The sequence below is a fragment of the Ensifer sp. 1H6 genome (assembly GCF_001976035.1).
Lineage (GTDB): Bacteria > Pseudomonadota > Alphaproteobacteria > Rhizobiales > Rhizobiaceae > Ensifer > Ensifer canadensis.
On record NZ_MOAI01000021.1, the window covers coordinates 65,155 to 86,436 of the forward strand.

A 21,282-nucleotide genomic window follows, 5' to 3' on the forward strand; every position below is an offset into this window, starting at 1 on the left:
CACTTGATTAATTCAGTTTATCAAAGGCCTTCTTCATCAATTTTTCGCCCATATGCTGCCCGTAGATCCTGGCCGCAGCCTGAAATTGCGGATCAGCGAGCATGGACATTCCGACCTCGCACTTGGTCAGCGCGAGGTTCATCAACAGACTGCTCATCTGGACGACGTAGGATTTGACACTGCCGCTGTCGTCGTTGAGGGCAGCGATCATCAGGTTCTTGAAAACGGTCTCGTCATCGACAGTCGTGTGGTCCAGCATGCACTGGACCACTTTTGCCTGTTCGAACGGCGGAGATGTCGCATGACCCTGGTTCGCCGACGAAGCGACAAACAGGACCGAAAAGATCAACCCGCTGACATGACGCATGCGGTCGGGCCGGTCAGAGACGCTCGACGCACATGGCGACGCCCATGCCGCCACCGATGCACAAGGTCACAAGGCCCTTGGAAACGCCGCGGCGCTTCATTTCGAACAGCAGCGTGTTGAGAACGCGGGCGCCGGACGCGCCGATCGGATGTCCGATCGCAATCGCGCCGCCATTGACGTTGACGATCGACGGATCCCAGCCGAGGTCCTTGTTGACCGCGCAGGCCTGTGCCGCGAAGGCCTCGTTGGCTTCGACGAGTTCGACATCACCGATCGCCCAGCCGGCCTTCTCCAGCGCCTTGCGCGATGCCGGGATCGGGCCTGTGCCCATCACCTGCGGATCGACGCCGGCCGTGGCCCAGGAAACGATGCGCGCGAGCGGCTGAATGCCGCGCTTGGCGGCCTCTGCCTCGGTCATCAGCAGGGTGGCGGCGGCACCGTCATTGAGGCCGGATGCGTTGCCGGCGGTCACGGTTCCCTCCTTGTCGAAGGCCGGACGCAGCTTGGTCATCTGGTCGATGGTCGCGCCATGGCGGATATATTCGTCCTGATCGACGATGACGTCACCCTTGCGGCCCTTGACGACGAACGGAACGATCTCGTCAGCGAAGCGGCCCGCCTTCTGCGCGGCCTCGGCCTTATTCTGCGACGCCAGCGCAAACTGATCCTGCTCCTCGCGGGTCAGCTGCCACTGACGGGCGACATTCTCCGCGGTGATACCCATGTGGTAGCCGTAGAAGGCGTCCGTCAGGCCATCCTTGATCATCGTGTCGATCATCTTGAAGTCGCCCATCTTCACGCCGCCACGCAGGTGCGAGCAATGCGGTGCCATCGACATCGACTCCATGCCGCCGGCAATGATGATTTCTGCATCGCCGGATGCGATCTGCTGCATGCCGAGCGCGACTGCGCGCAGGCCCGAGCCGCAAAGCTGGTTCATGCCCCAGGCGGTCTTTTCTGGCGGAATGCCCGCCTTCATCGCGGCCTGGCGCGCCGGGTTCTGGCCTTCGCCTGCCTGCAGCACCTGCCCGAGGATCACTTCATCGACCTCGTTCGCCTCGACGCCGGCGCGTTCGAGTACCGCCTTGATGACGGCGGCGCCAAGCTCGTGGGCCGGTGTGTTGCCGAAGGCACCGTTGAAGGATCCGACGGCGGTACGTGCCGCGCTGGCGATCACGATGGAGGGATTGCTCATGGGGGACGTTTCCTCAGATTTTCTTGCGTGACGACAGCAGACTGGCAAAGCGCGGGGCGCAAGTCAAACGCCTTGATGCACTGCCGCAAAACCGTCATCCCCTGCCGACCGCGAGATTTCGCACTTGCGTCGCCGCATCGCACAAAGACATTGTCAGCGGCATTCGTTTGCGGATACTCTGAAAAGTAGAAAAAGACGGACCGCGGGTAATGAGGAGAGCCTGATGGCGAAGAACGACGGCCAGATCGTAATCAAGAAATATGCGAACCGGCGGCTCTACAACACCGGGACCAGCACCTACGTCACGCTCGACGACCTGGCCGTGATGGTGAAGAAGGGCGAGGAGTTTACCGTACAGGACGCCAAATCAGGCGAAGACATTACCCATTCGGTTCTGACGCAGATCATCTTCGAGCAGGAATCCAAGACCGGCAACACGCTGCTGCCGATTTCGTTCCTGCGCCAGCTGATTTCCTTCTACGGCGACCAGATGCAGATGGTCGTGCCGAGCTATCTCGAGCACTCGATGCAGGCCTTCACCGAGCAGCAGGTGCAGATGCGGGAGCAGATCAACAAGGCCTTCGGCGACACGCCGCTCGGCAAGAACCTGCAGGCGCCGCTGCAACTGGTCGAGGAGCAGGTTCGGCGCAACACAGAGATGTTCCATCAGGCGATGCAGATGTTTTCGCCGTTCATCGCCTCGCCTCCGGTCAAGGAGACCAAGAAGGCGGAAGCCAAGGATATCGACGAGTTGAAGGAGCAATTGCGCGCCCTTCAGACCAAGCTCGACAATCTCGGCTGAGCGTATCGCGACGGCGCCGCGGTCCTCATCGGCACGCGGCGATGTGAGCGTTCTTCTTCAGTCCGCTTCAAAGACCGATTGAAACGTCCCGGCCGGCCGATCGCATCGACACGGAGAAGCCGGCGATGACGTCGATGAAGCTGATCGTCATCAGGATGAAGAAGATTTGTGTGGCCGCCGGGGCGACCAGTAGGAACTCGACCAGGAACGCGATGAAGAGCACCATCGACAACAGATGGTCCATCAGCGCCCGCGTGCCGGTGCGGGTCGCCTTGAGAATTTCCACGAAAAGCAGAAGCAAGGCCACGACGATCAGGAGATCGCCGAAGCTCATGGCCCATGTCGCGCCGGACAGCATGGACAGCGACATCACGCCGGCACCGAGGCCAGCCGTGCCGCCGAAAAGGCCGAGCATGGCAAGGTTGTAGATGGCAAAGGGCAGGATCAGCAATGGAATGGCGGCAAGCATGAACAAATGCGCTCCCTCTTCAATGAGTGATCGCTACATGCGCCACGTGACGCCAGAGATCACCACGCCGACTTAATACCAACCTCTCCGTCGAGAAGATGTCAGGCATGCAAAAGAAAAGGGCTGGCAAAGCCAGCCCTTTAACTCGGTCCGCCAATGTCAGCGCTTATGCGCTTTCCTTCGGGGTCAGAACCTGACGACCACGGTACATGCCGGTCTTCAGGTCGATGTGGTGCGGGCGACGCAGTTCACCGGAGTTCTTGTCTTCGATGTAGGTCGGCGTCTTGAGGGCGTCAGCAGAACGGCGCATGCCACGCTTGGACGGGCTCGTTTTTCTTTTAGGTACAGCCATTTCATTCTCCACTTATCGGGCAAAACACTGTTCAGCAGCCGAAATGGCCGTATAAAACAGATGTTAATCACGGAAATTTGGCGCGCTTATACATGGCGAACTGCCGCTTGACCAGTCCCCGAGCGCAATTTTTCGACTCCTCCTCGCAAGGAAGTCGAATCAGACTTCTTCCTCGGCAACGATCCACGGTTCCGCTCGTGCGGCCGCTTCCCATTTCCGGGATGCCGGATGCGCCTTTACTCGCTCCATATATCCCAACGTCGTGGGGTCGCTAACGAGATTGTAGACGTCGAAGCGGTTAACCACAGGCGCGTACATCGCATCCGCAGCCGTGAACGACCCGAAAAGGAACGGACCGCCGGAGCGCGCGAGCGCGTCGGCCCAGATCGTCTCGATGCGGGCGACATCGGCGCGCACGTCGCCCGAAACCCCAAGCGTCTGTTTCTGCCGGCGAATGTTCATCGGGCAGGCGCTGCGCAAGGCACGAAAGCCGGAGAGCATTTCGCAGGCATAGCTGCGCGCCCGCGCCCGGTCCTGTTGGTCTGCCGGCCAAAGCCCGGCATCCGGAAACAGTTCGGCGACATATTCGATGATCGCCAGCGACTCCCAGATCTTGACGTCGCCATGCTCGAGAAGCGGCACACGCCCGGTCGGCGAGATTTCCCGCAGCTTCGGGTTTCCGGCCGCAAAATCGAAGGGAATGACCACGTCCTCGAAGGCAATGCCTGAGGCTTCGAGCGCCAGCCACGGTCGCAGCGACCAGGACGAATAGTTCTTGTTGCCGACGTAAAGGACGAGTTTGTTCAAGATTGGATCTCCCTATGCACCCTGCTGCAACCATTACAGCGCCGCGCGTCTTATTAGACGCGCAAAGGTCGCTGTAGCACTTTGAACTGCTGCATGTTTTTATCCTTAAATCGAATAGGATTTAAGGAAACATGCAGTAGGCCACGGCGAGCATCAGGACCAATGAATAGGCGTCATCTCAATCATAAAGGCAGGTGATGTATCCGCCCGATCGGCTGGCCCGGCGCTCGATCAGTGATGCCAGGCGTTTCAGTCCGCGCCCCGGTTTTCCGGCGTTGCGCTCTTTCGGGTTGGGCAGCGACACGGCGAGAAGAGCGGCCTGGCGCCTGGAAAGCTTGGCGGCGGAAACGCCGAAATGGTGGCGGGCGGCAGCCTCGATGCCGTAGATACCGTCACCCCATTCGGCGACATTCAGGTAGATCTCCATCATCCGCTGTTTGCTCCAGACGAAGTCGGCGGCGATGGCGAGCGGCAGTTCCATCGCCTTGCGCACGAAGGAGCGGCCGTTCCAGAGGAAGAGGTTCTTCACCGTCTGCATCGGGATGGTGCTGGCGCCGCGCGTCGATTCCCCATCGAGCGCATCCTCAACCACGCCCCGCATCTGCCCCCAGTCGACGCCGTCGTGGATGCAGAACTGGCCATCCTCCGACATCATCACCGATTGCACCAGCACCGGCGCTATCTTGTCGAACTCGACCCACTGTCGGTCATAGCCGCGCAGCAGCACGAGGTCGCGCAGCATCAGCGTCGAAACCGGGCGAATGAAGTCGATGAGATAGAGCGCAATCAGCGCATAGGGCAGAAGCAACAGGCCAAGAACGACGAAAATGATGCGACGGCGATGCAGGCGCCACGTCCGACGGAGGGACGACCAGCGACTGGCGGGCATATCGCCCTCCTCACGCGCCTCGGGAACGATGTCCACGGCCTGACTGTCCACCTCTCTGTCCATCCGTTTCTCTTAGTGCATGGGCTGGCAAAGTTGAACGGGCTTTCTGGCAAAAGGCAAGGCACTCACAGGTCTGTCCTCGACAAAGCGCACTGCCGCGACACGAAAGCCCGTTGAAAGCGCCTTTCGCGCATGTCAAAGAGCGCTCATGAGACAGGAAACACCGACCTTCGAGACCCAACTGAAACGCAACGCGCTCGCGATCGAGACGCTGCTGGGGCGCCTGCTGGGTTTGAGCATCGAACCCGACGAGATCGGCCGCCCGGAAAACCTGCTCGGCGCGATGCGTCACGGCGTCCTCAACGGCGGCAAGCGGTTGCGCCCGTTTCTGGTGATCGAATGCGCCAGCCTGCTGGGCGGACGCTTCGATGCAGCGCTGCGGGTCGGTGCGGCGCTCGAATGCGTCCACTGCTACTCTCTGGTCCATGACGACCTGCCGGCGATGGACGACGACGACATCCGGCGCGGCCAGCCGACCGTACACAAGGCTTTCGACGAGGCGACTGCGATCCTTGCCGGCGACAGCCTGCTGACCTTCGCCTTCGACATCATCGCATCGCCGGAGACGCCGCTTGCCGACGCACAGAAGGCGGCGCTTGTCCTCGCGCTGGCGCGTGCTGCCGGCCATGGCGGCATGGCCGGTGGACAGGCGCTCGACCTTGCGGCGGAGAAATCCACTCCCGACGAAGCCGGCATCGTCACCCTTCAGGCGATGAAGACAGGCGCGCTTCTGCGCTTTGCCTGCGAGGCGGGCGCGATCGTCGCCGGAGCAGACGCGAACGACCGTCACCGTCTGCGCAGCTTCGGCGAAAAGATCGGCCTTGCCTTCCAGCTCGCCGACGACCTGCTTGACCTCACCGCCGACGCCGAGACCATGGGCAAGGCAACCGGCAAGGATGCCGCACGCGGCAAGGGCACGCTCGTCGCGCTCCACGGACAGGCCTGGGCCGAGACCCGGCTGGAACAACTGGTGGCGGAGGCAGAGGCGCTGCTCGAACCCTATGGCGAGCGCTCGTCGATCCTTGCCGAAACCGCCCGCTTCATCGCCAATCGCAGGAATTGAATCGTGAGCAAATACTGGTCGCCCATCGTTTCGACGCTCAAGCCCTATGTGCCAGGCGAACAGCCGCGCATCGCCAACCTCGTCAAGCTCAATACCAACGAGAGCCCCTACGGCCCTTCGGACAAGGTTCTGAGCGCAATCACCGCAGCGGCCAACAGCGATCTCAGGCTCTACCCCGACCCCCTGGCGCTCCGCCTGCGTGAAACGATCGCGGCCCGTCACCGGGTCACCGCCGGCGAGGTCTTCGTCGGCAATGGTTCGGACGAGGTCCTGGCCCACATCTTTGCCGGGCTGTTGAAGCACGACGCCCCGCTGCTCTATCCCGACATCTCCTACAGCTTCTATTCGACCTACGCCCGGCTGTTTGCGATCGATGCCGTCGAAGTCCCGCTCGACACTCAATTCCGCATCGATCTAGCCGATTACGACAGGTCCTGCGGCGCCATCATCCTGCCAAACCCGAATGCGCCGACCGGCATCGGCCTGCCGCTTGCCGAAATCGAGCGGCTCGTTGCCGCCCACCCGGATCAGCCAGTTGTCATCGACGAGGCCTATATCGACTTCGGCGGCCAGTCGGCGATCGCGCTGGTGCCGAAATACGAAAACCTGCTGGTCGTCCAGACCTTCTCCAAGTCGCGTGCGCTCGCGGGCCTGCGCGTCGGCTTCGCCATCGGTCAGCGGCCGCTGATCGAGGCGCTGGAGCGGGTGAAGGACAGCTTCAACTCCTATCCGCTTGGCCGCCCGGCCCAGGCAGGAGCGACCGCTGCGATCGAAGACGAAGCCTGGTTCGAAACGACCCGCAAGAAAATCATGGCATCCCGTGAACGCCTCACCGGTCAACTCGCCGAGCGCGGTTTCGAGGTCCTCCCATCGCAGGCAAACTTCGTCTTCGCCCGCCATCCCGGCCATTCCGGCGACGCGCTGATGCAGGCGCTGCGTGAGCGTGCCGTGCTCGTGCGCCATTTCGCCAAGCCCAGGATCTCCGATTTCCTGCGCATCACCATCGGCACCGATGCCGAATGCGCCCGGCTGATCGAAGCGCTCGACGACATTCTCTGAGATCTGGTCCCGAGACGGGGGCTCTCAGACTTGGCTCAGGCACTTGGCCGCGAAAGACACATTCGCTAAGGTCCGGCGATCCACGCCGGAGCCCTCTCCATGTTCGACCTGTCGCCATACCTTTCGCAACTCGCGGTCGCCTGGACGGCCTATATGATTGCGACCGCATCGCCAGGTCCGGCGGTGCTTGCAATCATCACCACCTCGATCAGCCAGGGGCGCAAGGCGGGCCTGGCGCTCGCCTTCGGCGTACTGTCCGGCAGCTACACCTGGGCGATGCTAACGGCATCCGGCCTTTCTGCGCTCATCGGCGCTTACGGACAGGCGCTGATCGTCCTGAAGATCGCCGGCGCCTGCTACCTGTTCTGGCTCGCCTACAACGCGCTACGCGCCGCCATGCGCGGACATGCGCCCCCAAAGGCGATGCCGGGCCAACCACAGGCGTTGCTGAAGAAGCACTATCTCAAGGGGCTCGGCATCCACCTGACCAATCCCAAGGCGATTTTCTCCTGGATCATGCTGGTCTCGCTCGGCATGCCCGCCGGCGCGCCGACGGCCGTGACCGCCGCCTTCATCGCCGGATGCATGCTGCTCGGTCTCGTGACCTTCTGCGGTTTTGCGATCGTGTTCTCGCTGCCGCCGGTGCATCGCGGCTATCTCAAGTCGCGACGCATCATCGAGAGCCTGATGGCAGGCTTCTTCGCTTTCGCAGGATTGAAACTGCTGACGACGCGGCTCTGAGCTAGAGCATTTCCAGGAAAAGTGTGAAGCGGTTTTCCGTCAGGAAATGCGTAGAAACAAAGAAACAGAGCACTTGTGTGATTCCGCTTAAACCGGAAACGCTCTATTCGGCCGCGGCCTGACCCTGGCCGTAACGCTTTTCGATATAGTCGGAAACGAGCGTCTCGAAATCGCCGGCAATGTTGGGGCCGCGCAGCGTCATCGCCTTCTGGCCGTCGATGAAGACGGGTGCGGCCGGCGTTTCGCCGGTGCCGGGCAGCGAGATGCCGATATCGGCATGTTTGCTTTCGCCGGGGCCGTTGACGATGCAGCCCATGACCGCGACCTTGAGGCCTTCGACACCCGGATATTTCTCGCGCCAGACCGGCATGTTGCGGCGGATGTCGTCCTGGATCTTCTGGGCGAGCTCCTGAAACACCGTCGACGTCGTGCGGCCGCATCCGGGACAAGCGGCAACGACGGGAATGAACTGGCGGAAGCCCATGACCTGCAGCAGTTCCTGCGCCACCTGCACCTCGCGGGTGCGGTCGCCGCCGGGCTCCGGCGTCAGCGAAATACGGATTGTGTCGCCGATGCCCTGCTGCATGAGAATGCCGAGCGAGGCCGACGAGGCAACGATGCCCTTGGTGCCCATGCCGGCTTCGGTGAGGCCGAGATGCAGCGCATGGTCCGAGCGCGTCGACAGCATGGCATAGACGGCGATCAGGTCCTGAACACCCGACACCTTGGCCGAAAGAATGATGCGGTTGCGCGGCAGGCCGATGTCTTCGGCAAGTTCGGCCGAAAGCAGCGCCGACTGCACGATCGTCTCGCGCGTCACCTGCTGGGCCGTCAGCGGAAACCCGTTCGCCTGGTTCTCATCCATCAGCCGCGTCAGCAGTTCCTGATCGAGCGAGCCCCAGTTGACGCCGATGCGCACCGGCTTGTCGTAGCGGATCGCCATCTCGACGATCTCGGCGAACTGCTTGTCCTTCTTGTCCTTGAAGCCGACATTGCCCGGGTTGATGCGGTACTTCGCCAGCGCCTCGGCGCAGGCCGGATGGTCGGCAAGCAGCTTGTGGCCGATATAGTGGAAATCGCCGACGAGCGGCACGTCGAGGCCGAGGCGCTCGAGCCGATCGCGGATCTTCGGCACCGCAGCCGCACTTTCGTCGCGGTCGACGGTAATGCGCACCAGCTCCGAGCCGGCCTTGTGAAGCGCCGCCACCTGCGCCACCGTTCCGTCGATATCGGCGGTGTCGGTATTGGTCATCGATTGGACGACCACCGGCGCACCGCCGCCGACTATGACTCCGCCGACATCGACGGCGACGGACGCGCGGCGGGGCTGCGGATCAAAATCAAAGGCGGCAGACATGAAGGCCTCTTGGTCCCCCAGGTCACGCCGGTGACCTGGTCTCATCGTTTCAGCGCGGGATGCAGACGGAAACCCGCATGGGTTTTCCCGTTCCGCTCCTGCTTTTCGTCCATCAGGTGGATGAGGAAAGCATCGTTGTCAACGGCGACATCATGCCCTGACGGCGATTTGATGGCAGGCGCCCGACCTCAATGGCCCTTTCCATGGTCCGCATGAACGGCATGGTGCGACAGCATCAGCACGACGATGAACAGCACCGGCACCGAGGCGAAGATGATCGCAAAGCCTGTATGTTCGGCGACGAAGCCGATCAGCGACGGTGCGAACAGCATGCCGGAATAGCCCATGAAGGTTGCGACCGAGAGGCCGATACCCGGCTGCAGGCCCGGCATGTTGCCGGCGGCCGAAAACGCGATCGGCACCATGTTGGAAATGCCGATCCCGGCAATCGCAAAACCGAGGATGGCGAGGTAGGCATTCGGCGCGAGGCCCGCCAGCACCATGCCGACAAGCGCTGTGACCGTGCAGATGCGCAGCGTCCGCTTGGCGCCGAAACGATCACGCACATGGTCTCCGGCAAAACGCATCGTCGCCATCGTCGCAGAGAAGGCGGCAAAGCCGAAGCCGGACAGTTCGACCGAAGCGCCGAGTTCGTTGCGCAGATAGAGCGCACCCCAATCGAGCACGGTTCCTTCCGGCACCATCGAAAACAGCGCCATGATGCCGATCAGCCAGGGAAGCGGCGTCATCGGCAGGCGCAGCTTTTCCTTGGTGGCGGCGGGGTGCGGCTTGTCGGCCAGGATCATCGGCCAGGCGATCGCGAGCACTGCCAGGCTGAGCAAGGTCACGACGATGACGTGCGGCAGAACGCCGAAGCGCGCCATCAGGAAGCCGCCAATGCCGGCACCGATCAGGCCGCCGAGGCTCCAATAGGCGTGGCAGGAGGACATGATGGCGCGGCGCATCGATTTTTCGACCTCGACCGCATTGGCGTTCATCGCCACGTCCATCGCGCCGACGAAGCCGCCGAGCAGGAACATGCCGACGGCAGCGGCCCAGACATTCGGCAGCAGCGTCAGAAGCAGGAGCAGCGGCGACAGCAGGATGGCGGTGACCTTGACGACCTTCTGCGAGCCGACCCGGGCGATAAAGCCGCCGGCGATCGGCATCAGCACCAGCGAGCCGACGCCGAACATCAGGATGAGCAGGCCGAGCACGCTTTCGCTGATGCCCAGCCGATCCTTGAATTCGGGGATCTTCGGTGCCCAGCTTCCGGTGACGAAGCCGTTCATCAGGAAGAGCAGCGACACGGCAAGCCGGTCGCGGGTCATGTAACCCTGCCGAACGGCGGTGGGAGCGGAACGTTGGTCCATGATTGTGCCTCTATGCCGGAAGCCGCCGGCTCAAATGGTAATTTCGATCAGATTGCCGTCGGGGTCGCGAAGCACCGCCTCGTAGAAGCCGTCGCCCGTCCACCGCGCCTGCGATACCAGAATGCCCTCAACCGAGGCCCGGGCCGCCATCGCGTCGACCGCCGCTCCGCTGCCGAGCGACAGGGCTACATGCGCGAGCCCCGTACGCTCGACGCCTTCGGGCTCGGCCGGAGCCACCCAAGGCCCCTCCATGATTTCGATTGCCGGCCCATCGCCAAAGGTCAGAAAGCGGGAGCGAAACCCCGGACGACGCCGGCTCTCATAGGCGTCTCCGACGCTCGCGCCGAAGAAACGCGACCAGAAGGACGCGACCCCCTCCAGATCCCTGGTCCAAAGAGCCACATGCGCGATGCTCATCGTTCGCTCCCTCCAGCCATGATCACGGTCGTCCCAGATGCCTCGAAGGCGGCGACGTGGTGCGCCGGCGCGTCGGCCTCCAGCACCAGCGTCGTCACCTGGTCGATGCCGACAACCGCGTGGGATGCGGCCGTGCCGAGTTTGTCGTTGGTAACGGCGACAAGCAGGGCGCGGCTGCGCGATGCGATCAGCCGCTTGAACTCGGCGTCCTCGAAAAAGATCGCCGTCAGGCCGGCATCAGCATCGGCGCCGCAGGTGCCGAGGATGCAAAGGTCGGGCCGAAGCTGTTCGATATCCCGTTGCGCCCGCGCGCCGACGGCAGCACCAACGGCGCGGTTGAGTGGGCCGCCGACGAGAATGAGGTCGATGCCCGGCTTCTCCATCAAGGCGGCGGCGATCAACGGCGTGTTGGTGACGATGGTCGCCTTCAGGTCCGGCTCGATAAGCTGGGCGATAGCAAGATTGGCCGAGCCGGCGTCGAGGAATACCGTGCTACCGGGCGCTATGAAGCCGACCGAGGCGCGCGCCAGCGCGGCCTTGCGCTCCGGCGCCATCGCCACGCGCTGGCTGAGCGACAGGGCGCTTGGCGCAAGCGGCAACGCGCCACCATAGACCCGCTCGCACAGGCCGGCCGCGGCCATCTCGCGCAGATCGCGCCGGATCGTGTCTTCGGAGACCCGGAACTCGGCGGCAAGGTCGGCCGCCAGCACCCGGCCGTCGGCCTTCAGCCGTTCCTGGATGAGTGTCTTTCGTTCGCGAAGAAGGAGTTCCGTGGACATTTGGCCAATCGTGCATAAACGTGCATGAATCGATGTAAATGTGCATAGCGAATTTTGAAAGCGATTTCAACCGCGATCCGGCGACAAAATCGAAAAGGGCCAGATTTGCCGACAGGCGCGTGTTTCGGATGAAAATTCTACCGGTCCGGGGAAAAATCTTCACAAAAACGCTCAGCAATTGGAGTTTTATGCGCTCAAGCGGCGATTTTTTTATGAGATTCTCTCCTCAATCCGGACGACGGGCCGGAACACAAAAAAGATGGAAAGACACGATGAAACTCCTCCCCACGCTTTTCGCCGCCGCCCTCCTGCAGGTTGCCGCCTTCGTCCCCGCTATGGCCGGTGAGAACCTCGACCAGATCAAGTCCGCCGGCGTGCTGAAGATCGGCACAGAGGGCACCTATGCGCCCTTCACCTATCACGACAAATCTGGCGCGCTCGTCGGCTTCGACGTCGAGATCGGCCAGGAAGTGGCCAAGAAGCTGGGCGTCAAGGCCGAGTTCCTGGAAGGCAAGTGGGACGGCCTGATCGCCGGCCTCGACGCCAACCGTTACGACGCGGTGATCAACCAGGTCGGCATCACCGAGGAGCGCAAGAAGAAGTACGACTTCTCCGAGCCCTATATCGCCTCCAAGGCCGTGCTGATCGTCAAGGGCGACGACGCCGAAATCAAGGACTTCGCCGACCTCAAGGGCAAGAAGTCCGCCCAGTCGCTGACGAGCAACTTCGGCAAGCTTGCGCAGGCTTCCGGCGCCGAGCTGGTCGGCACCGACGGCTTCGACCAATCGATCCAGCTGGTTCTGACCGGCCGCGCCGATGCGACCATCAACGACAGCCTTTCCTTCCTCGACTTCAAGAAGCAGAAGCCTGATGCCAACGTGAAGATCGCCGCCGAACAGGCCGACGCCGACTATTCCGGCATCATCATCCGCAAGGGCGAGCCGGAACTTCTCGAAGCCGTCAACAAGGCGCTTGCCGAAATCAAGGCCGACGGCACCTACGAGACGATCTCGCAGAAGTACTTCGGCGCCGACGTCTCGAAGTAACACCCGCCTGACATTAAGGCCGGCAGCTTCTCCCCCGGCCTTGCTCGCTACGGCGCCGCGCGTCGGACATGACGCGCAAAGGACGCGGTAACACTTCAAGCTCGCTGCATGCCCCCGCCTCAAACCAATTTCGATTTAAGGCATCATGCAGTATGAATCGCGATCCGTTCCGGCCTCCGGAGCGGATCGCGCTTTTTCGAAAGGCCCATCCCTTGCCCACCTGGCTTCAACTCATGCTGGATTCGCTGCCGTCCCTGCTTTGGGCCGGGCTGACGTTCACCATCCCGCTGACGCTGCTTTCGTTCATTCTCGGCCTGGCGCTTGGCCTGGCAACGGCCATCGCCCGCCTCTTCGGGCCGGCGCCCGTCGTTGCCGTCGCGCGGTTCTATGTCTGGGTCATCCGCGGCACGCCGCTGCTCGTCCAGCTCTTCGTGATCTTCTACGGCCTGCCGAGCATGGGTATCCTGCTCGACGCCTTCCCGGCCGCGCTGATCGGCTTCACGCTCAATGTCGGGGCCTATACCTCCGAGATCATTCGCGCGGTGATCTCCTCGGTGCCGCGCGGGCAATGGGAAGCGGCCTATTCCATCGGCATGAGCTGGAGCCAGGCGATGCGTCGCACGATCCTGCCGCAGGCAGCCCGCGTCGCCGTGCCGCCGCTGTCGAACACCTTCATCTCGCTGGTGAAGGATACCTCGCTTGCCGCCGCGATCACGGTTCCAGAGCTTTTCCAGACCGCCCAGCGCATCGTCGCCACCACCTACGAGCCGCTGATCCTCTATATTGAGGCAGCGCTGATCTATCTCGCCATGAGTTCGGTACTGTCAGCCCTGCAAGTGCGGCTGGAGCGCCGGTTCGCCCGCTATGGCGGCTTCCTGGAGGCCCGGACATGATCGAGCTTTCCCACATCGAAAAACGCTTCGGCGACAATCTCGTGCTGAAGGACATCTCCGTGACGCTGGCCGAAGGCACGGTTACGGCGCTGGTCGGCCCTTCCGGCGGCGGCAAGAGCACGCTCCTGCGCTGCATCAATCTCCTGGAGATCCCGACATCGGGCTCGATTCGACTTGGCGACGAGGCGCTGGACTTTCAGCCCGGGCGCAAGACCGGCTGGCAGGCGATCCAGCGCCTGCGCCGCCAGACCGGGATGGTGTTCCAGAATTTTCAGCTTTTCCCGCACCAGACCGCACTCGGCAACGTCATGGAAGGCCTTGTCACCGTGTTGAAATGGCCCGCCGACAAGGCGCGCGCCCGCGCCATGGAGCTGCTTGAAAAGGTCGGCATGGCCCATAAGGCCGATGCCTGGCCGGCCACGCTTTCCGGCGGCCAGCAGCAACGCGTGGCGATCGCCCGCGCATTGGCGCCGTCGCCACGCGTTCTTCTCTGTGACGAGCCGACCTCGGCGCTCGATCCGGAGCTGGCAGAAGAAGTCGTCGAAGTGCTGAGCCGGCTTGCCCGCGAAGGCACGACCATGGTGATGGCGACGCATGACCTGAGGTTAGCCTCGCGCGTCGCCGACAAGGTGGTCTTCCTCGACGGTGGCGTCATCGTCGAAAGCGGCGCGCCGAAGACGATCTTCTCGACGCCCGAGCGCGAACGCACCAAGAAGTTCATCGCCTCGCTGAGTGCGCCGCACAGCTACGACATCTGAGCGACGTTTGGGGGCCGATCGCCCGGGTGACTGATAGCGGGCCAGGGTCGGTGGAGGGCGAACTATCTCTCATTCGCCATTCTCCACCCTCTCCTCCGTCATCCTCGGGCTTGACCCGAGGATGACGGAGGAGAGGGTGGAGCTCACCGGCAAGAACTGCGTACCAAGGCGTCTTGAGGCGCGGCGGAGGGCCGTGCTTGCGGCTGGATCCTCGGGTCAAGCCCGAGGATGACGACAGGGATGGCGGCCTATCCCCTCTCACGAAAACGGCCGGACTCACGCCCGGCCGTTTCTATTTATTCTTGCCCGAAACCTCAGGCGCCGAAAACGATCAGCAGGTCCTTGGCATCGATCTGGTCGCCGGCGCGCACCAGAACTTCGGCAATCGTGCCGTCCTTCTCCGCATGCAAGGCCGTTTCCATCTTCATCGCTTCGATCGACAGCAGCACGTCGCCCGCCTTGACCGCCTGGCCCGCGTGCACCGCGACCGTCGAGATCACGCCCGGCATCGGCGCGCCGAGCTGCGTAGCGTTGCCGGCCTCCGCCTTGCGGCGGATGGCGCTGGAAGCACCGCGGTTGCGATCGGGAACCTTGATCGGGCGCGGCTGGCCGTTGAGTTCGAAGAACACCTTGACCATGCCCTTCTCGTCTATCTCGCCCTGGGTCTGGTTGAGAATGACCAGCGTCTTGCCTTTTTCAAGGTCGGCGAACAGCTCCTCGCCCGGCGCCATGCCGTAGAAATAGGCCGGCGTCGGCAGCACGCTGACGGGACCATAAGTCTCCGCCGCCAGCGCATAGTCGGTGAAGACCTTGGGATACATCAGATAGGACGCGAACTCGTAGTCGTTGACCTCGCGTTCCAGCTTCTCTTCGATCGTCTTGCGCTCGGCATCGAGATCGGCAGCTTCGAGCAGCGAGCCCGGGCGAACCACATAGGCCTTTTCGCCCTTCAGCGCCTTCTTCTGCAGGCCTTCCGGCCAGCCGCCCGGAGGCTGGCCGAGGTCGCCCTTCAGCATCGACACAACCGATTCCGGGAAGGCGATGTCCTTGGCCGGGTTCTCGACGTCGGCAACGGTCAGGTCCTGGCTGACCATCATCAGCGCCATGTCGCCGACGACCTTCGAGGACGGCGTCACCTTGACGATGTCGCCGAACATCTGGTTGGCGTCGGCATAGGCCTGCGCCACTTCGTGCCAGCGGGTTTCCAGACCGAGCGAGCGGGCCTGCTCCTTGAGGTTGGTGAACTGGCCGCCCGGCATTTCGTGCAGATAGACTTCCGATGCCGGTCCCTTGAGATCGCTTTCGAAGGCGGCGTACTGATGGCGCACCGCTTCCCAGTAGAACGAGATGCGGCGGATCCATTCCGGATCAAGGCCCGGGTCCCGTTCGGAGCCGCGCAAGGCTTCGACGATCGAGCCGAGGCAGGGCTGCGAGGTGTTGCCGGAGAGCGAATCCATCGCCGCATCGACGACATCGACGCCGGCATCGACGGCAGCCAGAACGGTCGCGGCGGCAATGCCCGACGTGTCGTGGGTGTGGAAGTGGATCGGCAGATCGGTCGCCTCACGCAGCGCCTTGAACAGCACGCGGGCTGCAGCCGGCTTCAACAGGCCAGCCATATCCTTGACCGCGATGATATGTGCACCGGCCTTTTCCAGTTCGGCGGCAAGCGCGGTGTAGTACTTGAGATCGTATTTCGGCCGGGCGGCATTGAGAATATCGCCGGTATAGCAGATCGCCGCTTCGCAGATCTTGTTCTCTTCGGCGATCGCCTCCATCGAGACGCGCATGTTGTCGACCCAGTTGAGGCAGTCGAACACGCGGAAGACGTCGATGCCGCCCCTTGCCGCCTGGCGGACGAAGTATTTGACGACGTTGTCAGGATAATTCTTGTAGCCGACGCCGTTGGCGCCGCGCAGAAGCATCTGCAGCAAGAGGTTCGGCGCATCCTCGCGGATGCGCGCCAGCCGGTCCCATGGATCTTCGGTGAGGAAGCGCATCGAGACGTCGAAGGTCGCCCCACCCCAGCATTCGAGCGAAAACAGATTCGGCAGAGCCCGCGCATAGGTGCCGGCGACACGGGCGATGTCGTAGGTGCGCATGCGAGTGGCGAGCAGCGACTGATGGCCGTCGCGCATGGTCGTGTCGGTGACGAGCACCTGCGGCTGCGCCCTGACCCATTCGGCAAATTTCTTCGGGCCGAGTTGGTCGAGCATCTGCTTGGTGCCCGGCTTGATCTCGCCGCCGATGAACGGCACGACGGGGGCGGCGATCTCATCCGACGGACGCGGACGGCCCTTGGCTTCCGGATGGCCGTTGACGGTAACGTCGGCGAGATAGGTCAGGAGCTTGGTCGCGCGGTCCTGGCGGCGCACCTGCTGGAAAAGCTCCGGCGTCGTGTCGATGAAGCGCGTGGTGTAGGTGTTGTCGTGGAATTTCGAGTGGCTAATGATCGCTTCGAGGAAGGTCAGGTTCGTGGCCACTCCGCGGATGCGGAATTCGCGCAGCGCGCGGATCATGCGCTGGATCGCCTCGTCGGGGTTCGGCGCCCAGGCCGTCACCTTTTCCAGCAGCGGATCGTAGTAGCGGGTGATGACCGCGCCCGAATAGGCGGTGCCGCCATCGAGCCGGATGCCGAAGCCGGTTGCGCCGCGATAGGCAGTGATGCGGCCATAGTCCGGAATGAAGTTCTGCTCGGGATCTTCCGTGGTGATGCGGCACTGCAGCGCGTGGCCGTTGAGGCGGATATTTTCCTGCGACGGCACGCCGGATTCCGGCGTGCCGATGGCATAACCGTCGAGGATGTGGATCTGCGCCTTGACGATATCGATGCCGGTGACCACCTCGGTCACCGTGTGCTCGACCTGGATGCGCGGATTGACTTCGATGAAGTAGAATTTGCCGCTGTCGGCATCCATCAGATACTCGACAGTACCGGCGCCGATGTAGTTAGTCGCCTCGGCAATGCGCTTGGAATAGGCGGCAAGCTCTTCGCGCTGGCTGGCGTTGAGGTAAGGCGCCGGCGCGCGCTCGACGACCTTCTGGTTGCGCCGCTGGATGGAGCAGTCGCGCTCGAACAGATGCACGACGTTGCCGTGGGTATCGCCGAGAACCTGGCTTTCGACGTGGCGGGCACGCTCGACCAGCTTTTCGAGGTAGACCTCGTCCTTGCCGAAGGCGGCCTTGGCCTCGCGCTTGGCTTCCGTCACCTCGCGGGCGAGATCCTTCGGGTCGCGGATCGCGCGCATGCCGCGCCCGCCGCCGCCCCAGGAAGCCTTCAGCATCACCGGATAGCCGATCGCCTCGGCCATCTTCGCCACTTCAGCCATGTCTTCGGGAAGCGGTTCCGTCGCCGGCACGACCGGTACACCGATCGAGATCGCCAGGTTGCGGGCGGCAACCTTGTTGCCGAGCTGGCGCATGGTTTCCGGCTTCGGGCCGATGAAGGTGATGCCGGCCTCGGCGCAGGCCTCGGCGAATTCGGGGCTTTCCGACAACAGGCCGTAGCCCGGATGAATGGCATCGGCGCCGGAAAGCTTGGCGACGCGGATCACTTCCTCGATCGACAGGTAACTCTCGATCGGCCCGAGGTCCCGCGACAGATGCGGGCCGCGGCCGACCTGATAACTTTCGTCCGCCTTGAAGCGGTGCAGCGCCAGTTTGTCCTCTTCAGCCCATATCGCGACCGTTTTCAGACCTAGTTCATTGGCCGCGCGAAACACGCGGATTGCAATTTCGGAACGGTTGGCAACAAGGATCTTCGAAATGGGCAAGTCGGACTCCTCAAGACTTGAAACGCGGGAAATGCTGCACCCGCGAAGTAAAGTATTAGCGGGTCGCGGAATGAAGCGCAATTTCAGAGTCGAGCGGAAATCCGAGAGAAATGGATCAGGAAATGAGCCCCAGCCGGAAGGCGATCGCCACGACGTGGTGACGGTTCTTGCCCTTCAGTTTCTCCTGGATGCCGTTCATGTACCAATCGACTGTGTGACTGGAAATATCGAGCACCTTGCTGATATCGTTCGAGGTCATGCCGTCGGCGAGATAGTTGAGCGCTTCCATTTCGCGCCGCGTCATCTGCACTTCGACACGCGATGCGAGTTCGGCTGAAATCTCCGGATCGGTCAGTTCCAGCAGTTTCCAGAACAGACGCTTGGCAATCTGGTCGAACAGGCTGATTTCAATAGGGCTCAAATCGACGACGCGGCCGCCGACCGTGAGATTGCCCAACAGGCCGCGGCGGCCGTGCACCGGAAAGATGTAACCGTCATAGAGGCCGTGGTTGCGGGCCTCGATCATCATGCTTTCCATGCGCTTGCGATGCGGGTCGGAACGGAAGGCAAACAGTGTGTCGCGCCAGCGGAAGCCGCGCTGGGCGTGACCGAGGTAGCGGATGGTCGGATCGATCACGACAAACTTCTTGCGGATGTAGATCTGCGGCCAGCCTTCCGGCCAGCGACCGGCGAGCAGCAGCCTCAACGGGTTTTCGTGAGGCTTCGGCTGCCTGACGACCCCGTAGAAGTCGAAGCCGCAGCGGTCGAGCAACCGTTCGAACTCCGGTACGATTTCTTCGCGCGTCTTCATCTCTTCGATCAGCGCAAGAAATTGCACAAGCAGCGTGATATTCATGGATCACCTTCCAGGTAGAACACGTGTGCGAGGGCCGGAAACCGGACATGAATGAACCGTTCAGGGGCCATTCATGTTGCACCCGCGATAATTCGACATACCACGCCCGGTCTTGTGCGAAAATCGCGAGAAATCGGAATTGGACGGAAAAGATAGCAGACTATGAATACTCTCGCCAAGCCCAACGACGGGCGAACGGAGTTTCGCTATCAAAACCGCCTCAAGCTCCTGTTTTTCCTAAAATATCGCAAATGACCGTCCCAGAGCGGCCTTGGCGGCCGGCAAATCGCGGCCTCGTGCCCGACGGCCGGAGGTGTTGAGGCGTGACGCATTTGCCGCACGAATGTTTGGTGCGGCGCAAAATCCGGTACCCGGAAGGGGTGAGACAGTGTCATTGTTCCAAGTGTATGCAAGAGCGCTTCAGTATCTTGCGGTTCACAAGTTCCGTGTCTCGGCGATCGTGCTCGCCAACGTCGTGCTCGCCGTCATCACGATTGCGGAGCCGATCCTGTTTGGTCGCATCATCGACGCCATTTCCTCCAAAGGCGCAGTAACGCCGATGCTGCTGATGTGGGCAGGCCTGGGTGTGTTCAACACCGTCGCCTTCGTCCTCGTCGCCCGCGAAGCGGATCGGCTGGCCCATGGCCGTCGCGCCACGCTGCTGACGGAAGCCTTCGGCCGCATCGTCTCGATGCCGCTCTCCTGGCACAGCCAGCGCGGTACGTCGAACGCGCTGCATACGCTGCTTCGCGCCTGTGAAACGCTGTTCGGTCTCTGGCTCGAATTCATGCGCCAGCATCTGGCAACGGCGGTAGCGCTCGTCCTGCTCATCCCGACCGCGTTTGCGATGGATGTACGCCTGTCGCTGGTGCTCGTCGTCCTCGGTGTCTCCTATGTGCTGGTCAGCAAGGCTGTCATGAACCGCACCAAGGAAGGCCAGGCCTCGGTCGAGAACCACTATCACACGGTTTTCTCCCACGTTTCCGACGCCATCAGCAACGTTTCGGTCGTTCACAGCTACAACCGCATCGAAGCCGAAACGCGCGAACTCAAGAAGTTCACCGAACGCCTGATCTCCGCCCAGTTCCCCGTGCTTGACTGGTGGGCGCTGGCAAGCGCGCTCAACCGCGTCGCTTCGACCATCTCGATGATGACGATCCTCGTCATCGGCACCGTGCTCGTCCAGCGCGGCGAACTCGGCGTCGGCGAAGTCATCGCCTTCATCGGCTTTGCCAACCTGCTGATCGGCCGTCTCGACCAGATGAAGGCTTTCGTTACGCAGATCTTCGAAGCCCGCGCCAAGCTTGAAGACTTCTTCCAGCTCGAAGATTCGGTGCGCGAACGCGAAGAGCCGGCCGGTGCGATGGACCTGGGCGCGGTCAAGGGCGAAGTGGAATTCCGCGACGTGTCCTTCGACTTCGCCAACACCACGCAGGGCGTGCGCAACGTGTCCTTCACGGCCAAGGCCGGCCAGACGATCGCGATCGTCGGCCCGACCGGCGCCGGTAAGACCACGCTCGTCAACCTGCTGCAGCGCGTTCACGAACCGCGTGACGGCCAGATCCTGATCGACGGCGTCCATATCGCCAAGGTCACGCGCAAGTCGCTGCGCCGCTCGATCGCCACCGTCTTCCAGGACGCCGGCCTGATGAACCGCTCGATCTGCGAAAACATCCGGCTTGGCCGCGACGACGCGTCGCTCGACGAAGTGATGGCTGCCGCCGAAGCGGCTGCCGCCAGCGACTTCATCGAAAGCCGCAACAATGGCTACGACACCGTCGTCGGCGAACGCGGCAACCGCCTGTCTGGCGGCGAGCGCCAGCGCGTTGCGATTGCCCGCGCCATCCTCAAGAACGCACCGATCCTGGTGCTCGACGAGGCGACCAGCGCGCTCGACGTCGAGACCGAGGCTCGGGTGAAGGATGCGATCGATGCGCTTCGCAAGGACCGCACCACCTTCATCATCGCCCACCGCCTGTCGACGGTGCGCGAGGCCGATCTGGTGATCTTCATGGATCAAGGTCGGATCGTCGAGATGGGCGGCTTCAACGAGCTCAGCCAGAGCAACGGCCGCTTCGCCGCCCTGCTTCGCGCCAGCGGCATCCTGACGGACGAAGACGTCCGCATGAGCCACACGGCGGCCTGAGCCGACGCCTTATAGATCACGCAATGCAAAAGGCCCCGGACCCTCCGGGGCTTTTTTCGTTCATGCCGCTCGCATTGACT

The 21,282-nt window shown here is 62.5% G+C and carries 20 protein-coding genes; 8 read left to right on the forward strand and 12 right to left on the reverse strand.

Annotated elements, in window-relative coordinates:
* Positions 1-7 precede the first annotated feature (7 nt).
* On the reverse strand, positions 8-367 hold the full coding sequence (locus BKP54_RS22900; protein ID WP_025425221.1) for a hypothetical protein: 360 nt from the start codon (positions 365-367) through the stop codon (positions 8-10).
* A gap of 13 nt (positions 368-380) precedes the next feature.
* Complete coding sequence (locus BKP54_RS22905) at positions 381-1,562, reverse strand: acetyl-CoA C-acetyltransferase (RefSeq protein WP_025425222.1); 1,182 nt, start codon at positions 1,560-1,562, stop codon at positions 381-383.
* Positions 1,563-1,785: 223 nt separating this feature from the next.
* Between BKP54_RS22905 and phaR the strand changes: the two genes are divergently transcribed.
* The gene (phaR, locus tag BKP54_RS22910; protein WP_025425223.1) at positions 1,786-2,364 is read left to right on the forward strand and encodes a polyhydroxyalkanoate synthesis repressor PhaR; all 579 of its coding nucleotides are present in this window, start codon (positions 1,786-1,788) and stop codon (positions 2,362-2,364) included.
* A gap of 67 nt (positions 2,365-2,431) precedes the next feature.
* On the opposite strand, the gene BKP54_RS22915 is transcribed toward phaR, so the two are convergent.
* The 4 genes from BKP54_RS22915 to mtgA all read right to left on the reverse strand — a co-directional run bounded on the left by BKP54_RS22915 (position 2,432) and on the right by mtgA (position 4,917).
* Entirely contained in the window at positions 2,432-2,833 is a 402-nt protein-coding gene (locus BKP54_RS22915; RefSeq protein WP_025425224.1) for a hypothetical protein, read from the reverse strand.
* A 166-nt stretch (positions 2,834-2,999) separates the two neighbouring features.
* Positions 3,000-3,185: a 50S ribosomal protein L32 gene (gene rpmF, locus BKP54_RS22920; RefSeq protein ID WP_025425225.1), complete on the reverse strand. Its 186-nt coding sequence runs from the start codon at positions 3,183-3,185 to the stop codon at positions 3,000-3,002.
* A 159-nt stretch (positions 3,186-3,344) separates the two neighbouring features.
* Entirely contained in the window at positions 3,345-3,992 is a 648-nt protein-coding gene (locus tag BKP54_RS22925; RefSeq protein ID WP_025425226.1) for a glutathione S-transferase family protein, read from the reverse strand.
* A gap of 178 nt (positions 3,993-4,170) precedes the next feature.
* A complete protein-coding gene (gene mtgA, locus BKP54_RS22930; RefSeq protein ID WP_025425227.1) occupies positions 4,171-4,917 on the reverse strand; it encodes a monofunctional biosynthetic peptidoglycan transglycosylase in 747 nt (248 codons plus the stop codon).
* A 172-nt stretch (positions 4,918-5,089) separates the two neighbouring features.
* Here mtgA and BKP54_RS22935 point away from each other — a divergent pair, with 172 nt between their 5' ends.
* The 3 genes from BKP54_RS22935 (at position 5,090) to BKP54_RS22945 (ending at position 7,804) form a co-directional block, all read left to right on the forward strand.
* Positions 5,090-6,004, forward strand: coding sequence for a polyprenyl synthetase family protein (locus BKP54_RS22935; RefSeq protein ID WP_025425228.1), 915 nt, complete (start codon positions 5,090-5,092; stop codon positions 6,002-6,004).
* Positions 6,005-6,007: 3 nt separating this feature from the next.
* Positions 6,008-7,063, forward strand: coding sequence for a histidinol-phosphate transaminase (gene hisC / locus BKP54_RS22940; RefSeq protein ID WP_025425229.1), 1,056 nt, complete (start codon positions 6,008-6,010; stop codon positions 7,061-7,063).
* A gap of 99 nt (positions 7,064-7,162) precedes the next feature.
* Positions 7,163-7,804, forward strand: a complete 642-nt coding sequence (locus BKP54_RS22945; RefSeq protein WP_025425230.1) for a LysE family translocator — start codon at positions 7,163-7,165, stop codon at positions 7,802-7,804.
* A 103-nt stretch (positions 7,805-7,907) separates the two neighbouring features.
* Here BKP54_RS22945 and ispG read toward each other — a convergent pair whose 3' ends face one another.
* From ispG to BKP54_RS22965, 4 genes are all read right to left on the reverse strand, one after another.
* Positions 7,908-9,161, reverse strand: coding sequence for a flavodoxin-dependent (E)-4-hydroxy-3-methylbut-2-enyl-diphosphate synthase (ispG, locus tag BKP54_RS22950; RefSeq protein WP_025425231.1), 1,254 nt, complete (start codon positions 9,159-9,161; stop codon positions 7,908-7,910).
* A gap of 188 nt (positions 9,162-9,349) precedes the next feature.
* Positions 9,350-10,534: an MFS transporter gene (locus tag BKP54_RS22955; RefSeq protein WP_025425232.1), complete on the reverse strand. Its 1,185-nt coding sequence runs from the start codon at positions 10,532-10,534 to the stop codon at positions 9,350-9,352.
* Positions 10,535-10,564: 30 nt separating this feature from the next.
* On the reverse strand, positions 10,565-10,951 hold the full coding sequence (locus BKP54_RS22960) for a glyoxalase/bleomycin resistance/extradiol dioxygenase family protein (protein ID WP_025425233.1): 387 nt from the start codon (positions 10,949-10,951) through the stop codon (positions 10,565-10,567).
* Positions 10,948-11,730, reverse strand: a complete 783-nt coding sequence (locus tag BKP54_RS22965) for a DeoR/GlpR family DNA-binding transcription regulator (RefSeq protein WP_057210877.1) — start codon at positions 11,728-11,730, stop codon at positions 10,948-10,950. The genes BKP54_RS22960 and BKP54_RS22965 overlap by 4 nt, the downstream gene beginning before the upstream one ends.
* A 272-nt stretch (positions 11,731-12,002) precedes the next feature.
* On the opposite strand from BKP54_RS22965, the gene BKP54_RS22970 reads away from it, so the two are divergent.
* The 3 genes from BKP54_RS22970 to BKP54_RS22980 all read left to right on the forward strand — a co-directional run bounded on the left by BKP54_RS22970 (position 12,003) and on the right by BKP54_RS22980 (position 14,427).
* A complete protein-coding gene (locus tag BKP54_RS22970) occupies positions 12,003-12,776 on the forward strand; it encodes an amino acid ABC transporter substrate-binding protein (protein WP_025425235.1) in 774 nt (257 codons plus the stop codon).
* A 212-nt stretch (positions 12,777-12,988) separates the two neighbouring features.
* Positions 12,989-13,669, forward strand: coding sequence for an amino acid ABC transporter permease (locus tag BKP54_RS22975; RefSeq protein ID WP_025425236.1), 681 nt, complete (start codon positions 12,989-12,991; stop codon positions 13,667-13,669).
* Positions 13,666-14,427 carry an amino acid ABC transporter ATP-binding protein gene (locus tag BKP54_RS22980; RefSeq protein WP_025425237.1) on the forward strand — a complete coding sequence of 254 codons (762 nt, stop codon included), beginning with the start codon at positions 13,666-13,668 and terminating at the stop codon, positions 14,425-14,427. The genes BKP54_RS22975 and BKP54_RS22980 overlap by 4 nt, the downstream gene beginning before the upstream one ends.
* 314 nt (positions 14,428-14,741) lie before the next feature.
* On the opposite strand, the gene pyc is transcribed toward BKP54_RS22980, so the two are convergent.
* Positions 14,742-18,200, reverse strand: coding sequence for a pyruvate carboxylase (gene pyc, locus BKP54_RS22985; RefSeq protein WP_025425238.1), 3,459 nt, complete (start codon positions 18,198-18,200; stop codon positions 14,742-14,744).
* Between the two features lie 115 nt (positions 18,201-18,315).
* Positions 18,316-19,056, reverse strand: coding sequence for an autoinducer binding domain-containing protein (locus tag BKP54_RS22990; protein WP_057210879.1), 741 nt, complete (start codon positions 19,054-19,056; stop codon positions 18,316-18,318).
* A 388-nt stretch (positions 19,057-19,444) separates the two neighbouring features.
* Here BKP54_RS22990 and BKP54_RS22995 point away from each other — a divergent pair, with 388 nt between their 5' ends.
* On the forward strand, positions 19,445-21,202 hold the full coding sequence (locus BKP54_RS22995; protein ID WP_025425240.1) for a glucan ABC transporter ATP-binding protein/ permease: 1,758 nt from the start codon (positions 19,445-19,447) through the stop codon (positions 21,200-21,202).
* Positions 21,203-21,282: the final 80 nt, after the last annotated feature.

Excerpts from the sequence above, each read along its gene's own strand:
- BKP54_RS22900 (WP_025425221.1), bottom strand. The coding sequence starts at position 367 with ATGCGTCATGTCAGCGGGTTGATCTTTTCGGTCCTGTTTGTCGCTTCG.
- BKP54_RS22905 (WP_025425222.1), bottom strand. The coding sequence starts at position 1,562 with ATGAGCAATCCCTCCATCGTGATCGCCAGCGCGGCACGTACCGCCGTC.
- phaR (WP_025425223.1), top strand. The coding sequence starts at position 1,786 with ATGGCGAAGAACGACGGCCAGATCGTAATCAAGAAATATGCGAACCGG.
- BKP54_RS22915 (WP_025425224.1), bottom strand. The coding sequence starts at position 2,833 with ATGCTTGCCGCCATTCCATTGCTGATCCTGCCCTTTGCCATCTACAAC.
- rpmF (WP_025425225.1), bottom strand. The coding sequence starts at position 3,185 with ATGGCTGTACCTAAAAGAAAAACGAGCCCGTCCAAGCGTGGCATGCGC.
- BKP54_RS22935 (WP_025425228.1), top strand. The coding sequence starts at position 5,090 with ATGAGACAGGAAACACCGACCTTCGAGACCCAACTGAAACGCAACGCG.
- BKP54_RS22945 (WP_025425230.1), top strand. The coding sequence starts at position 7,163 with ATGTTCGACCTGTCGCCATACCTTTCGCAACTCGCGGTCGCCTGGACG.
- ispG (WP_025425231.1), bottom strand. The coding sequence starts at position 9,161 with ATGTCTGCCGCCTTTGATTTTGATCCGCAGCCCCGCCGCGCGTCCGTC.
- BKP54_RS22955 (WP_025425232.1), bottom strand. The coding sequence starts at position 10,534 with ATGGACCAACGTTCCGCTCCCACCGCCGTTCGGCAGGGTTACATGACC.
- BKP54_RS22960 (WP_025425233.1), bottom strand. The coding sequence starts at position 10,951 with ATGAGCATCGCGCATGTGGCTCTTTGGACCAGGGATCTGGAGGGGGTC.
- BKP54_RS22965 (WP_057210877.1), bottom strand. The coding sequence starts at position 11,730 with ATGTCCACGGAACTCCTTCTTCGCGAACGAAAGACACTCATCCAGGAA.
- BKP54_RS22970 (WP_025425235.1), top strand. The coding sequence starts at position 12,003 with ATGAAACTCCTCCCCACGCTTTTCGCCGCCGCCCTCCTGCAGGTTGCC.
- BKP54_RS22980 (WP_025425237.1), top strand. The coding sequence starts at position 13,666 with ATGATCGAGCTTTCCCACATCGAAAAACGCTTCGGCGACAATCTCGTG.
- BKP54_RS22990 (WP_057210879.1), bottom strand. The coding sequence starts at position 19,056 with ATGAATATCACGCTGCTTGTGCAATTTCTTGCGCTGATCGAAGAGATG.